The sequence below is a fragment of the Brevibacillus humidisoli genome (assembly GCF_020923435.1).
GTDB lineage: Bacteria > Bacillota > Bacilli > Brevibacillales > Brevibacillaceae > Brevibacillus_E > Brevibacillus_E humidisoli.
Map to the genome: position 1 here is coordinate 3,829,986 of NZ_CP087263.1, position 13,531 is coordinate 3,843,516.

15 protein-coding genes are annotated in these 13,531 nt (G+C 48.0%); all 15 read right to left on the reverse strand.

The window, feature by feature from the left end:
- Positions 1-6 precede the first annotated feature (6 nt).
- The 15 genes from LOK74_RS18725 to LOK74_RS18795 all read right to left on the reverse strand — a co-directional run bounded on the left by LOK74_RS18725 (position 7) and on the right by LOK74_RS18795 (position 13,432).
- Positions 7-642 carry an acetyltransferase gene (locus tag LOK74_RS18725; protein ID WP_230043511.1) on the reverse strand — a complete coding sequence of 212 codons (636 nt, stop codon included), beginning with the start codon at positions 640-642 and terminating at the stop codon, positions 7-9.
- Positions 639-1,715 carry an N-acetylneuraminate synthase gene (neuB, locus tag LOK74_RS18730; protein WP_230043512.1) on the reverse strand — a complete coding sequence of 359 codons (1,077 nt, stop codon included), beginning with the start codon at positions 1,713-1,715 and terminating at the stop codon, positions 639-641. The genes LOK74_RS18725 and neuB overlap by 4 nt, the downstream gene beginning before the upstream one ends.
- 2 nt (positions 1,716-1,717) lie before the next feature.
- Positions 1,718-2,902 (reverse strand): UDP-N-acetylglucosamine 2-epimerase, encoded by a 1,185-nt coding sequence (gene neuC, locus LOK74_RS18735; protein WP_230043513.1) that lies wholly within the window; start codon positions 2,900-2,902, stop codon positions 1,718-1,720.
- The gene (locus LOK74_RS18740; protein WP_230043514.1) at positions 2,889-4,079 is read right to left on the reverse strand and encodes a LegC family aminotransferase; all 1,191 of its coding nucleotides are present in this window, start codon (positions 4,077-4,079) and stop codon (positions 2,889-2,891) included. Before LOK74_RS18740 ends, neuC begins: the two co-directional genes overlap by 14 nt.
- Positions 4,076-5,086, reverse strand: a complete 1,011-nt coding sequence (locus LOK74_RS18745) for an NAD-dependent 4,6-dehydratase LegB (protein WP_230043515.1) — start codon at positions 5,084-5,086, stop codon at positions 4,076-4,078. The genes LOK74_RS18740 and LOK74_RS18745 overlap by 4 nt, the downstream gene beginning before the upstream one ends.
- A gap of 19 nt (positions 5,087-5,105) precedes the next feature.
- Positions 5,106-6,968 carry a motility associated factor glycosyltransferase family protein gene (locus LOK74_RS18750; RefSeq protein WP_230043516.1) on the reverse strand — a complete coding sequence of 621 codons (1,863 nt, stop codon included), beginning with the start codon at positions 6,966-6,968 and terminating at the stop codon, positions 5,106-5,108.
- Positions 6,962-7,561, reverse strand: a complete 600-nt coding sequence (locus LOK74_RS18755; protein ID WP_230043517.1) for a hypothetical protein — start codon at positions 7,559-7,561, stop codon at positions 6,962-6,964. The genes LOK74_RS18750 and LOK74_RS18755 overlap by 7 nt, the downstream gene beginning before the upstream one ends.
- A 188-nt stretch (positions 7,562-7,749) precedes the next feature.
- Positions 7,750-8,580, reverse strand: a complete 831-nt coding sequence (locus LOK74_RS18760; RefSeq protein ID WP_230043518.1) for a flagellin N-terminal helical domain-containing protein — start codon at positions 8,578-8,580, stop codon at positions 7,750-7,752.
- Between the two features lie 195 nt (positions 8,581-8,775).
- Positions 8,776-9,015, reverse strand: a complete 240-nt coding sequence (gene csrA / locus LOK74_RS18765; RefSeq protein WP_230043519.1) for a carbon storage regulator CsrA — start codon at positions 9,013-9,015, stop codon at positions 8,776-8,778.
- Positions 9,016-9,019: 4 nt separating this feature from the next.
- A complete protein-coding gene (fliW, locus tag LOK74_RS18770) occupies positions 9,020-9,439 on the reverse strand; it encodes a flagellar assembly protein FliW (protein WP_230043520.1) in 420 nt (139 codons plus the stop codon).
- Positions 9,440-9,503: 64 nt separating this feature from the next.
- Positions 9,504-10,076 carry a DUF6470 family protein gene (locus tag LOK74_RS18775; protein WP_230043521.1) on the reverse strand — a complete coding sequence of 191 codons (573 nt, stop codon included), beginning with the start codon at positions 10,074-10,076 and terminating at the stop codon, positions 9,504-9,506.
- 37 nt (positions 10,077-10,113) lie between these two features.
- The gene (flgL, locus tag LOK74_RS18780) at positions 10,114-11,004 is read right to left on the reverse strand and encodes a flagellar hook-associated protein FlgL (RefSeq protein WP_230043522.1); all 891 of its coding nucleotides are present in this window, start codon (positions 11,002-11,004) and stop codon (positions 10,114-10,116) included.
- A 20-nt stretch (positions 11,005-11,024) separates the two neighbouring features.
- The gene (gene flgK / locus LOK74_RS18785; protein ID WP_230043523.1) at positions 11,025-12,581 is read right to left on the reverse strand and encodes a flagellar hook-associated protein FlgK; all 1,557 of its coding nucleotides are present in this window, start codon (positions 12,579-12,581) and stop codon (positions 11,025-11,027) included.
- A gap of 13 nt (positions 12,582-12,594) precedes the next feature.
- The gene (locus LOK74_RS18790; protein ID WP_230047060.1) at positions 12,595-13,098 is read right to left on the reverse strand and encodes a flagellar protein FlgN; all 504 of its coding nucleotides are present in this window, start codon (positions 13,096-13,098) and stop codon (positions 12,595-12,597) included.
- Between the two features lie 55 nt (positions 13,099-13,153).
- Positions 13,154-13,432, reverse strand: coding sequence for a flagellar biosynthesis anti-sigma factor FlgM (locus LOK74_RS18795; protein WP_230043524.1), 279 nt, complete (start codon positions 13,430-13,432; stop codon positions 13,154-13,156).
- Positions 13,433-13,531 lie beyond the last annotated feature (99 nt).

Sequence of the window (13,531 nt, forward strand, 5' to 3'; positions counted from 1 at the left end):
GTTGTCTCACCCCTTTGACAATTCGCGTGCAGGTACTCCAACCACTGTTATCCCCTGTGGGACGGATTGGGTCACTACTGCCCCAGCGCCGACAATGCTGGCTTGTCCGATAGTCACCCCTTGCAGAACTGTAGCTCCCGCCCCAACATGAGCGTGATCTTCCACCCGTACCTGACCACAAAGTGTTGCCCCTGGGGCAACGTGGACGTGTTGTCCAATATGGCAGTCGTGGTCGAGTGATGCTTTGGTGTTCAGGATTGTGTTCGCTCCAATCACCGTCCCCGGTTGAATGATCGCCCCGGCCATCACCTGTACACCTTCTCCTAGTTGGGCATATCGCGATACGATTGCACTAGGATGAATCACCGCAGCAAACCGGTATCCTCGCTGCTTAAACGCTTCAAACACCTGTCGACGGGAGGATGCATCGACCACTGAGCCTATTCCGTTAACCAGTTCTACTTCTGACGGTGAGTACCGATAGATCTGATCGTCAGAACCAAGAAAGGGTACATCTAAAACCGTTTTGCCCTGCTTATCACTTATATCGGTAAATCCGAGGATCGGGATGAGTTGAGCTTGCAACGAATCGATCAGAACCTTGGCATGACCGCCGCCGCCGATGACGATGACTGGATTCATTCTTCAATCACTTCATCTGCTTGATAGAGCCTGTTTGCTGTTTTCCCTAGCCATTCCCAGTAGTGCATGGGAGAAAGGCCTGTTCCTGGTCGTTTATACGTCAGGTTATCTTCTCTAAACCTCTCTCCAACGCCTATCCCGCTAGCAGCAACCAAACTTTTTCGGACAACCTCTCGATTCCTGAGCTCGGAGGGCGAAGGTGCTTTTACCGGCGATCCCAGTGACGATTCCACTTGGCGGATTCCCGTGATCATCGCAGCGAGTTCGTCTGGCTCCAAGGAAGCCCTATGATCAGGTCCTGGCAGGTTTTTATCCAATGTGAAATGTTTTTCGATCACTCTAGCACCTCTGGCAACCGCGGCGATCGGTACCGCGATCCCCTCTGTGTGGTCAGACAGACCGACAGGCAAGCCAAAGGCAGTAGACAAAGTATCCATTGCACGTAGATTTACTTCGCTATATGGGCACGGATACTCCGTCGTGCAGTGAAGCAATGTTACCTTTTCGCGCAATGCTTGCTGTCCTTCTTGACTGCTATAGGCTGAGCGAAACAGCGCAATCGACGGCTCCGACTGTTTGCCGGTATAGCCGAAAGCGAGTACACCCAGCGCCTGTTCCACCTCTGCCAGAGTTGCCATCCCAGTCGAGAGAATGATCGGCAGGTCAGTCTGTGCCATTTTTAACAGAAGCGGTCCGTTTGTGATTTCCCCTGATGGCACTTTTAATGTCGGGACGTGTATCTGCTGAACAAGCAAGTCAACGCTTTCCAGATCGAAAGGAGTAGACAAAAACTGAATCCGGTACTGCTCACAGTACGCTTTCAATTGGATATGAGCTGAGACATCCAGTTCCAGTTTTTTTACCATGTCCAATTGTGATTCATTGGTTCCGGTCGTTTGTTTTTGATAAGCGGCCTTTTCCGCATGACGGCTAATGATCTGTTCCGCTTTAAATGTCTGGAATTTGACCGCATCTGCTCCGGCCTCGGCAGCGACACGAATCAGGTCCTTAGCCCTCTCCAGTGAACCGTTATGGTTTACGCCAGCTTCAGCGATGATAAACGTTCGTTGCATGGCTACAGGACCTCCTTTGCTGGAAGATCAAAAAATGACTTCATGAGAACATTACGAAGTTCAGCTTTTTTTAACAGATCCTTTATTTTTACAGAAACGTATTCACTCCCATTGCCATATGGGGAGTTAAGACTACTCAGCTCTCGTTGAAAAGGGGTGGATAGTGCCTTATTAATTGCAGCCACGATATCCGTTCTGGTTTCATCGCAATCAATGATGGATGGTGCTCGTACTCTTCCCCGTTGACGATCCCCCAGATTCACCGTTGGTTTCCTGAAAGCTGGAACCTCAATGATTCCACTAGAGGAATTGCCGATCACTACATCCACATGTTTCACAGCGCTTAAGTATCGGAGCTGTCCAAGGGATGTAAAAGCAACACGTCTGCTGGAATCACGTGAAACGTAATCATCAATCATCTTTGAAATAATGCGGCCACCCGTATCGGAATTCGGCTTTGTAAAGATCAGATGGGCATCTGGAAACTCGTCCAATGCTGCCAGCAACTCATTCATGGACTCTTCGGGGCGTCTATCACTTAAAGTGACCGGGTGGTAGGTAATCAGAAAGTTAACTTTGCCCAGTGTGAAACCGATCGAGCTCTCTAACTCTTCCCGATCAAGCAACGTTAACTGTCGTATATGATCTAAACCGATTGCACCGACGTTGTATACCCGTTCGGGAACCTCACCAAGCTGAATGACACGACGCCGATACTCTTCTGTTGAAACAAAATGAAAGTGAGACATTTTGGTAACAGCATGTCGAATCGCTTCGTCAATAGCACCCTCCGTCGTCTCACCGCCATGAAGGTGGGCGATAGGGATTCTGGCCACTAGGGCAGCCTGTGCGGCAGCTAGTATCTCGTAGCGGTCTCCCAGCAAGACAACGATATTTGGCTGCAATCGGTCAAAGGCTACGGCAAAGCCAATGGTTCCGAGACCTATCGAAGTTGTAATAGCCACAGGCGTGTCGCTTGAAAGCAGCATCTCTACTTTTTCGTGAATCGTAAACCCATCTTCCACAATCGTTCGATACGTTAATCCAAACTCAGGGGAGAGATGCATTCCGGTGACGACCATCTGGAGTTCAAGATCTGGGTCATCCTGGATTTCTTTCATAAGCCAATACAGCAGACCATATTCGGCCCGGGTCCCGGTTACGACGCAAATCTTACGCTTCTCCATGATTTGCTGCCTCCAGATTAGGACTACTTGGTATGTTTATGATTCTTCGTTCCAACTGCTCCGCCAGCGATACATCCATCCTGGGGCATTGCTGAAACATGGGCAGTCGATGCAACGGCGTCCAAACAGGGCGAGTCTGGATTTTAGCACGATCGGTCGCCTCCAGCAGTTCATCACGGTGGTCTTTGTAAGACTCATCCAGCAACAACACTTGAAGCCAGTAATTGCTCTCAGCGAAGGAAGGCTCTGTGAAAAGCTGAACCCCCTCTATCTTCTCAAAAGCATGGAGATAAGTCTGTACCAATGACCTCTTTCGTTCGATGAACTTTGGGAGTTTCTCCAGTTGTGCACATCCCAAAGCTGCATTGATGTTTGGCAAGCGATAGTTGTATCCAACCATGTCATGCAAAAAAGCCCATGGATGAGGCACCTTAGCTGTCGTGGTGAGATGCTTTGCCAACCTTCCGAGAGATTCGTCATTGGTCAGGATCGCACCACCACCACCGGTTGTGACCAATTTGTTCCCATTAAAGCTAAGCGCGGACATCTTACCCCAGTTGCCTGTGTGCTTTCCTTTGTAATAGGATCCAAGCGATTCAGCCGCATCCTCAACTAACTCCAGACGATAACGCTGGCAAACATCAACCAGCCTGTCCAAGTCGACCGGATGGCCAAATGTATGCATGGGGACAACTGCCTTGATCCGACGTCCTGTCTGCCTGTTCCAGCAACCATCGGTACGAACATCTGCAATCTCTTGCAAATATTGTTCCAGTTTTACCGGGTCAAGCCCAAGAGTCTTTTGAGAGCTGTCGACAAAATGAGGGATCGCTCCGCAGTAGTGAACAGCATTAGCTGTTGCGACAAAGGTCAATGCGGGAATCAGCACCTCATCTCCCGGTTGAACATCAACCAGCTTAAGGCAAATATGCAAAGCTGCCGTCCCATTTACCACGGCAACGGCATGCTTTACCCCTGTGTATTCGCACAGCATCTGCTCAAAACGGTCGACATACTTGCCCACAGATGAAACCCAACCGGTATCCAGACATTCCTTGACGTACAACCACTCGTTCCCTTCAAATACCGGTTCATGAAGGGGGACTCTGCGCTCCTCTGCTGGCACTACGCTCTGCAGGACTGACACAACCGTTTCCACGCTAAACGTTTTCATCATATGTTATACATTCCCGCTTTGTATTGGTGGAGGTTTTTCTTATCAGTAAACCAGGCAATCGTTTCGGAAAGGCCCCTTTTAAAACCATCCAGTCCGCCGTATTGCGGTGTCCAGTTGAGCAGTCGCTTCGCTTTGCTGTTATCAGCCCACAGACGCTCTACTTCACTTTTTGCCGGGCGGACACGTTTATCTTCCGTCACGATTTCAATGTCGGCGGCCATCAACTCTGCTATGATAGTAGCCGTATCTCCAATCGAAACTTCATAATTGCTGCCAATGTTGATTACTTCACCAATTGCCTGGTCCGACTCAGCCACCTTGATAAAGCCGGCCACAGTATCTTTTACGTAGTTAAAATCCCGGGTGGGGTGCAGGGTTCCCAGCTTAAGCGTTCTCTCTCCATTGGCGATCTGGGTGATAATCGTGGGTATAACAGCCCGTGCAGATTGTCTAGGACCGTAGGTGTTAAACGGACGTATAATAGATACCGGCATCTCAAATGAGCGATGGAATGCGATCGCCATCTGATCAGCTCCAATTTTACTCGCTGAGTAGGGGGATTGCCCCTGCAAGGGATGTTCTTCGGTTATCGGTACAAACTGGGCTGTCCCGTAGACCTCGCTCGTCGATGTGTGGACAACCTTCTCCAGACCCAGTTCACGCGCTGCCTGCAACACGTTCAACGTACCCTTCACATTGGTATCAACATATGTGTCCGGAGAATGATAAGAGTACGGGATCGCAATCAGTGCCGCAAGATGCAGAACGACATCGCAGTCCTGCATCGCTTTTTTTACGCCGTAGGGGTCACGGATGTCTCCCGCAAATACGTCAAGTGCCGCACGGATGTCCAGCGGAGCCTGGTCGAGCCAGCCCCAAGAGTTAAATGAGTTGTAATATACAAACGCGCGGACGTCATAACCGCGACGAACCAGTTCTTCTGTTAGATGAGAGCCGATGAATCCATCTGCTCCAGTGACGAGAATTTTTTTGCCGCTGAGGTTCATTGTTCTTTTCCTCCAGTTTCTATACTGTATTGCTTTCCCCCAGCACTTCTTGCTGCATTTCTTCTAGCAGATACTTAATGACTTTGGTATCGTTACGACAATGGTCTAGATATAGGCGGAACTCTTCCATAACCCGTTTTGCTTTTGCAACCACATCTTTGGAGAATCGGACTTCCTCAAACATCTTCAAGATCTGCTCAAACATCAGGTTGTTCATCGGAAATATGACTCTCAAGTTAAACTCATTTCTTTGGAGACGGTCAAACAATTTATCAAATTTATTGAAACATTTGTTCAGCTGTTTATGGTTTCTGCTCTGAATGTAGTGATTCATCTCAGTGAACAGTTCTTCAAACTTACTGATGGTTTGTTCATACTTACCGATGATCCCTTTCATTTGTTCTGCCTGTTTCTTGAAGTACTCCATATCGTACTCCACATGTTTTAGCTTTTGCCACTGTGGGGAAACAACGCGCTCCTGTGTGAGCTTTTCCCGGATCACATGCTCCAAAGGGATAAATGGTGCTCCTTCTATTCGCGCACCCCCTTTAGTAGTATTAATTACTTCAGTAGAGTCTAAGGATGATAATAATTCCTGCATTTCCAGCCTCATAAGATCAAACATTCGGCTGGTTACCGTTTCATTACCGTCAACGTCAATCACCGTAGTCAGATCTTTCATCTTATCCTTGTTTAAGTCTGGGTTAATATAATCAATTCCCTTCGCATACCGCTGTGTTTGTGTGTACGCAAAGTTTTGACCGACAAGTATGATTGGATCGCAACCTAATTTAGATAAGAGTTGGAGGGTAATAGTAGAAATGGTCTTATATCCCTTAACCATACCAAACTCCCTATTATCTTTCCTACGCAAGAAATACGGAGATATGGTATCACGATTTACCATAAAATGAAACAATTTGCCTGGATAGTTTTTCAATGTCTCAAAGCCAACAGTGGTACCAAACAAAAGGGGGATATTCGTAATCTTCTCATCAACAACCTTCTGAAACACAGTTGCATTTTTTACACTACCATCGTAAGTAGCGGCGGCGTCCGGATAGATTCCATTCTTAATCAGCGAGTTAATAGCTGAACCTACTGAAACAATATAAGCGAGCTTTTTCTCTTTTATATACCGAAGATTTTCATATTCTGCGTCAAGAGATGGACCTGCGGCCACAATAACGGCTGGTTTTCCTTGAAAGTGCTCCATACCATCAGATAAAATGTCGGGCGTTTGAACGACCTTGGAGAGATTGATAACATTATTTATTGTAATCCGCTTAGAGAACACCCTGCTCGCTTGCATATACGACTTTCTCGCAAAAACTTTCTCCCGGAACTTTGCTATGAAATCGTTGGTTTTTCCCAAAAACAGTCTTTCATAGCTTGGCCATACTACTACACAGACATCTTCCTTTATATTCTGTGTGAAATGTCTTAGGTTGTAATGGATGGCACCAGGTTTGTCTTCAAGATACACATGCTTTAGATTTTTTTTCCACTGCTGTAAGTCAAACAAGGATAAAAATTGTTCGAAAATTATCGTATGGGGCTCATATATCGAAAAGGAGGTGTTAGGATACCGTTTTACAAATTCTTCGATATGATACCCAAGTCCAACACCATAGAAAAAAACATGCTTATGTAATCCGATCTCCTTTTGTTGATCAATAAATCTTACAGCTTCCGCTTGTGGATTATAGCTACTGTGTATATAGTTAGTTCGTCCCTCTGTATGGACCGTTATCGTATGCTGTTCATTTTTCGCAATCTCCAATTGAATGTTATTCTCTGCTAAGTTTGCTGTTGCAGCCTGTAACACATTCCATGCGATTGGAAATTTATCCTTAAGGTATTTCACATTTTCCACTAACATCCATTTTCAACCTCGTTTTCATCTATTTCAACTAGGATCCGCGAAATATCCTCAAATCGCGGAAGGATCTCGTACTGAATGATGTCCCCAATCATTGTTGAATCTTCCTGGTTCACTGCTTCTTCTAGCTGTGACAGGATTGACGCAAACTGAAATACGTCTTGAATGCCTGCGGCCCATTTAGGAAGCGATCTCACCTCCTGAATAAATAACGCTGTTTGTTGAAACCATTGAATTCCTTCGGTCAATTGACTTAGCTTGATCCAGGAGTCGCTTGTAGGAACGTTGTAAAACTCATCTACTAAAAGTGGTAACTGCACGATGGCACCACCTATATATTCCTTCCCCGTTCGTAGAAGATCGTACAAATATTCCGTCGGGGTTACTAAATGCACCTTAACAAGCTCAATATTGTTAAGATTCTCTGAAATATATCGTGCCGGATCCGCAAATATCTCCACACCGTCAACTATCACGTGGCTAAAGAGGAGGCCGGATGTTGAGATACTCGTATTGATTAATTCGATCATTTGTTCAACAGCTTGTACATTGTTTTCGAAGAAGTATTCTTTCTCCTTGATCAAAACGCGCATTTTTTGCCGCCCCCCTACTGTTCCTTCTTTATCTTTTTCGGATGATTTGCCTCATAGAATTACATGTAAAAATCATTTTCACCCAAAAATGCATTTCCTTTTTATGGGGATGGGCAGCATAGAGAACGCCTGTATATAAAAAAACATGGATTCTCGAACGAGAATCCATGCCTTCACTTTGATGCTTATTAACGAAGCAGTTGCAGTACACCTTGCGGCAATTGATTTGCTTGTGCCAGCATCGCTTGAGATGCTTGCGTAAGGATGTTGTTCTTAGTAAATTGCATTTGCTCTTTCGCCATATCAACGTCGCGAATACGGGATTCAGCGGCCGTCAGGTTTTCTGCGGTGATGTTCAAGTTGTTGATTGTGTTCTCCAGACGATTTTGGTTAGCACCCAAGTATGAACGGGCTGCACTCACCGAGTTAATAATAGCTTCGATGCTGCCCAGAACAGTAGAAGCGCCCGTTTGTGTTGAGATGTCCCATGCACCTACGGCACCTGTCACAGACGCCGTCAAATCAAAGTTGGAAACGACCAAACTTAACACTTGACCAGCTTCTTGACCAATCTGCAATTGGATAGCACCACCAGTGGCACTGCCATCGAGCAGACTAATCCCGTTAAACTTCGTGTTTGCACTAATGTTGGTAATCTCTTTGTTTAATTCTTCCAACTCTTCTTGCAAACGAGCGCGGTCAGCTGTAGAGTCATACGTACCGTTCGCAGACTGCGTAGCCAGTTCTTTGATACGAACCAGCATGTTGTTTACCGTTTGCAGCGCACCTTCAGCTACTTGGATCAGAGAGATTCCGTCTTGCGAGTTGCGGGAAGCTTGCTCCATACCGCGGATTTGTGCACGCATGCGCTCGGAGATGGAGAGACCAGCTGCGTCGTCAGCAGCACGGTTGATGCGGTAACCGGACGACAGCTTCTCCACGTTCTTCGCCAGGTTTTGACCGTTGATGCCCAGGTTGCGGTGGGTGTTCAACGCAGAAATGTTGTGTTGGATAATCATTCGTTTCATCCTCCTTGATTGTTCCGGTCACGTCCCTGTGACCGACATTTGGTGTGGAGCACGGCACAATCGCGCGCTTGTGCAGTACTCCCTTCCATTTTTATTATCGGATAGGTATAAAGACGTGTTTAGCATTTTTCGTTTTTTTAAAGAAAAAAATCTGATGATTCCGCTCACCAGATCGAAAACTGAACCCTATTCCTCTACATCCCCAGGCGACACTAGATTCTTCACAACGGACCAATCCAGCTTGCGCTCCGAGGCCAGCTTGTTCTCCTCTTTAATCGCCACGTATACCTCTTTGCGATGGACCTCCACATCGCGAGGAGCTTCGATCCCGATCCGTACCGTATCGCCTTCCACCGCGATCACCTTGATCTCGATTGCGTCACCGACCATTATCGACTCATTCTTTTTTCGCGAAAGGACTAACATCGTCTCACCCGCCTGCCTGCTGTTGGTTGACCGGAACGAGCGGCTGACGCACCGAATAGCGGTCATCGTTTAAGATCACTTGTCTGCCCATCCGATTCGCAAGGTTGAGCACAATCGGCGCTTTCAGGTTGACCGTCACCTGATTGTTGGAACGAATGGTGACGATATTGAGAACACCCACCGGCGTACTCGTTTCATCGATTCGCAGACTGGCCTTGGCTGAGTCGGAGAGAGTGAACTGATACTCTCTGAAAAAGGAGAACGGATCGACCAGCCAAAATCCTACCTGCTCTTCTTCCATGGAGTCGAGTGAATAAAATGGGCTGTTCGGTTCATGCTGCTTCAGCTGGAAAAACTGCAATTGAGGAAACCCGGGGATTCCTTCTTCAAAGAAGAGCTTGCCTGCCTGAATGCCGTTGTTCATGGAGCCAACTCCCTTTACATAGTAATACTTTGTGGTTCAAGGGTAAAACTTATGGTTTTTCAAGCTACATCCTTCGGTCTACATGAAGTCCTACGACGTCGATTTCCACCCGAGGCCACTGCAACATGTATCCTTCCACCTTGGCAGGCGTATATTCATGTACAATCGGCTTGATCTCCGGGTCCATCCGCATGCCCCTGCGCTCCACATGGATGGTTGGACGATGAGTCTCAAACGAGACGTCCACTCCTTCATCATGGGACGGCGTAACTGGGAAGTAGCTGGGCTCGCGGAATCCTTTTTCAAAGGCGAGACTGGCGATAGCATTGGCTTTGTTCTCAATAGCGGCGAGGCGATCACCCTCCTGGCTCATCTGGGCGATCGCCTCCATCAACTGCTGCTTGCCATATGCCGCCTGGTCATCGCTGAATGGCAACGGCGTTTTTATGCCAATTGCTTCTTTTGCCCGCGTGGAGTTAATCGTCAGTATCGCCACTGGCTGTCGGATTTCCATAACAGCCGGTTCCTGCCGCAGATTCAGCTCCGCTTTGGGCTGTTCGATCTGCTGGACAGGTTTCTGTATGCGAATGCCGTGTTGGGCAAACGTCTGGTCGATTGTGAGGCGAGCCATCGGCATGTCGGCCCCTCCTTACCACTCGATGTTGGGAAAACGATTAGCGTAGAAAGTCCAGCAGAGACGGTTGAATGATCCGTGCTCCCGCACCCAGAGCGGCACGGTGAACCGACTCCTGTGTCTTCAGGTCGGTGATCACCTTCGCTTCATCTGCATCTTCGTTTTTGGACATCAGTTCGGTCGTACTTACTTCCTGGTCTTTTAATCGCTCCAGCACCAATTCGATCCGATTCACCCGCGCCCCTAATGTAGCCCGTTCCGCAAGCAGGTTGTCATGCTGTTGGGTAAAGGCTGCTTGATGCTGAGTAGCTGGCTGACCGCTGCTCAGGTCGGCAACGATGTTGTCCAGCAGTTTAAAGATATTGTTGGCATTGTCCGGGTAGTTGAAGATATTCTGGCTATTTACGTTGATCGGAACTTGTACGCCTTGATTTACTTCCAGTTTAATCTCCTCATCATTCGTCCCGATAAACTCACCGGCAACCGGGTCATATGGAGCAGTAGTGGTATCCGTACCATTAAAAATATAGCGACCATTGATGGTCTGATTGGCCAGCGTCCCTAGTTGTTTTTTTAATTGGGACACCTCTTCCGCCATCGCCTTTAAATCTTCCGGTGATACGGCTCCGTCTCCCGAATAGACCAACAGTTCGTTCACCCGCTGCATAATTTTACCGGCTTCGTTCAACACATTGTCCGTCATATCCATCCAAGAACTAGCCATATTGGCATTGCGCAGATACTGTTCGTTCTCTACAAGCGCCGTTCTGTAAAACATCCCTCGGGTTGCAATGACCGGATCCTGTGACGGACGGGATACTTTTTTCCCTGATGAAAGCTGTTCTTGCAGATTTCCCAGTTTACTCATCGAATTATGGTAATTCCGCATCATATTGTTGTTCAACATCGTTTGCGTAACGCGCATCGACATAGCTAACCCCTCCTGCTACCTTAGAGTCCGACTCGACCCATGCCGTTTATCACTTTGTCCAAGATCTCGTCCATACTGGTCATGACACGGGCTGATGCGTTGTAGGCATGTTGGAATTTCACCATATTGGCCATCTCTTCGTCAATGGAAACCCCGGAGACAGACATCCGGTTGTTGTCAACTACACCTAGTGCCATCTCAGAATTCTTCATATTGCGCTCCGCTTCTTGACCGCTTACCCCAAGCTGCCCAATCATATTGCGGTAAAAATCATCCATTGACGTCGTCTCGTTGAAATCGTTGGGACCGGTACCCGCTTGGATAATCTTAAACTTCAGTTCGGAGATAGCCAACGCGTTCTCGTTATTGCCTTCAGGCGCTGTGCCGTTTGCTTCCGGACGAGCTGCGGCGATGGCGTCCAAGCTTGCCATAATTGCTGGATTGATCACCAGCTTGGAAGCCCCTGTCGGGTACTCTTTGGTATTTGGATCGGCAGCCAAAGCATCGGCGTCGACGAAGAACGGCAGATCCTGTGGCGCGGCCCCAGGGTTATTGATGTCTTTCAGGCTCAAACCGGTACGATGCAAGTCGTTGATCTCCCGAGCCAGATTGACGGCCAGCTTGTCCAGATTCTTTTTGTAGTCTGGAAGCAGCCCCGTATACGTCACAACTTGCTGCTGTTGACCGTCCACCTCTACCATCTCCACGGTGGCGATCCCTCGGGATTGGATGATCCCGGCCAACTCACCCTCCTGCGGGATGAAATCTGCTCCGCCCAGACGGATGTCGAGCAAACCGGTGACTTCATTGGGCACCGCTTCAACCGCTACAGAGGTTCTTCCGGTTACCAGCGCTTGACCTTCCATGGTTACGTTAACCATGCCGTGTTCGCCTTGTGTAACGTTGATCGAGGTTAGCTTGGACAGTTTGTCCAGCAAGACATCGCGTTGGTCGTATAGATCGTTTGGTTGATAGCCGTGCGGGACGACATCAGCGATCTGATCGTTTAATTGGGCGATTTGCCGAGCTAGGGAATCAACCTCTCCCACTTTCACGCCCAGCACGTTATCCAGATCCTTTTGCACCTCATCCAGCTGGTTATAAATGCTGGTAAAGGTCTCGGCAACGGCGATCGAGCGTTCACGCAATACGGAGCGTGCCGAGGTATCACGCGTGTCCTGTGACAAGTCATGCCATGCTTGCCACATCTGATCCATAACCGACTGCAAACCTGTCTCCGATGGTTCATTCATGATGTCTTCGATTTTTTGCACGGCATCCAGCTTCGCTTCATGCAATCCGTACCTTTTGTTTTGGTTGCGATACTGGATGTCCAGGAAATCTTCACGCAAACGCTGAAAGTCTGTCACCTCAACGCCTGTTCCCAGCTGTCCTGGTGCCCGGTCCATATTCATCCCCGGAACGGGTATGCCAGGAGTGGCCTGCATGTTGGCACGCTGTCGCGTATAGCCCACTGTGTTGGCGTTCGCAATATTGTGACCAGTCACGTTTAACGCATTCTGCTGTGCAAACAGTCCGCGCTTGCTTACCTCCAGCAAGTGAAACGTAGATCGCATAGGAGCACCTCTTTTACGCTTTTTTGTTAATGTACGAACGGTTAGCAGAGGTTCCGCTGCCGTATCCGCTCGGGTTTCGGTAGATGTAATCTTCTTCGGGAGAGTCTGTCAATAGTTCCAGATTTGCATTGATAAAAGAAAGGGATTGCTCCAGCAACTGCTGATTCAACTCATTGGCCTGACGCAGTTCGGATACAATCCTGATGAGTTCTTCACGATAATGTTGTAAACGGCTTTTCTCGTCCGCTGACGTCGTGCTTTTGATCAAATCCTGCAGGGTTCCGTTTATAAGCGGGAGCCCCTTGGCCTCGTATATCCGTTTGACCATCTCTATGCGAGATGCCTCCGCTTGTTCTACCGCTCGCAGCAACTTCCCCTCCTGCTTGGTGATGTTCATTAACGATTCGACATCGCCTTTGATCAGCACCTCTTTTTTTTGATCTGCCAACGTATACAGAGCCTTATGCAGATCAAGCAGTTGATCCAGTACCTCATAGAGGGGGGCGATCTGTGTCATTCTGCTCACCCGTTTCTCCTAATTAGGTTGCATTATGATGGGGAGACGTCAACCGTCATCCCTTGAGCCAAAAAGAAATAAACTTCTCAGCGATCTTCTCACTTGGCACGTGGTAAGTTCCTTGCTCAACCTGCTGACTCAATTCCTGCAGCCTGGCTTTGCTGGTTGGGCTGGCATCGATATCACCATACGATCGCAAAAGCTCCAGCGCTTCATCGGATATCTTTACTTCATCCCGGCCCATCCGCGTCGCTTTCGACTGATTGGACACCGGGGACTGATTTTTGTTATAAGCGTTGATCATGCTTGTGCGATTTGGCTCATTTATCTTCACTGTTTCACCCTCTTGTTCTCAAGGCATAAAAAACCGATGACACTCTTCAGTAGTATCATCGGCAACTTTTTAAAAAACAATTAGTTTTTTCTCAGGAAA

Bases quoted from the DNA above. Each gene is read 5' to 3' on its own strand.
- LOK74_RS18725 (WP_230043511.1), bottom strand. From the start codon at position 642: ATGAATCCAGTCATCGTCATCGGCGGCGGCGGTCATGCCAAGGTTCTG.
- neuB (WP_230043512.1), bottom strand. From the start codon at position 1,715: ATGCAACGAACGTTTATCATCGCTGAAGCTGGCGTAAACCATAACGGT.
- neuC (WP_230043513.1), bottom strand. From the start codon at position 2,902: ATGGAGAAGCGTAAGATTTGCGTCGTAACCGGGACCCGGGCCGAATAT.
- LOK74_RS18740 (WP_230043514.1), bottom strand. From the start codon at position 4,079: ATGATGAAAACGTTTAGCGTGGAAACGGTTGTGTCAGTCCTGCAGAGC.
- LOK74_RS18745 (WP_230043515.1), bottom strand. From the start codon at position 5,086: ATGAACCTCAGCGGCAAAAAAATTCTCGTCACTGGAGCAGATGGATTC.
- LOK74_RS18750 (WP_230043516.1), bottom strand. From the start codon at position 6,968: ATGTTAGTGGAAAATGTGAAATACCTTAAGGATAAATTTCCAATCGCA.
- LOK74_RS18755 (WP_230043517.1), bottom strand. From the start codon at position 7,561: ATGCGCGTTTTGATCAAGGAGAAAGAATACTTCTTCGAAAACAATGTA.
- LOK74_RS18760 (WP_230043518.1), bottom strand. From the start codon at position 8,580: ATGATTATCCAACACAACATTTCTGCGTTGAACACCCACCGCAACCTG.
- csrA (WP_230043519.1), bottom strand. From the start codon at position 9,015: ATGTTAGTCCTTTCGCGAAAAAAGAATGAGTCGATAATGGTCGGTGAC.
- fliW (WP_230043520.1), bottom strand. From the start codon at position 9,439: ATGAACAACGGCATTCAGGCAGGCAAGCTCTTCTTTGAAGAAGGAATC.
- LOK74_RS18775 (WP_230043521.1), bottom strand. From the start codon at position 10,076: ATGCCGATGGCTCGCCTCACAATCGACCAGACGTTTGCCCAACACGGC.
- flgL (WP_230043522.1), bottom strand. From the start codon at position 11,004: ATGTCGATGCGCGTTACGCAAACGATGTTGAACAACAATATGATGCGG.
- flgK (WP_230043523.1), bottom strand. From the start codon at position 12,581: ATGCGATCTACGTTTCACTTGCTGGAGGTAAGCAAGCGCGGACTGTTT.
- LOK74_RS18790 (WP_230047060.1), bottom strand. From the start codon at position 13,098: ATGACACAGATCGCCCCCCTCTATGAGGTACTGGATCAACTGCTTGAT.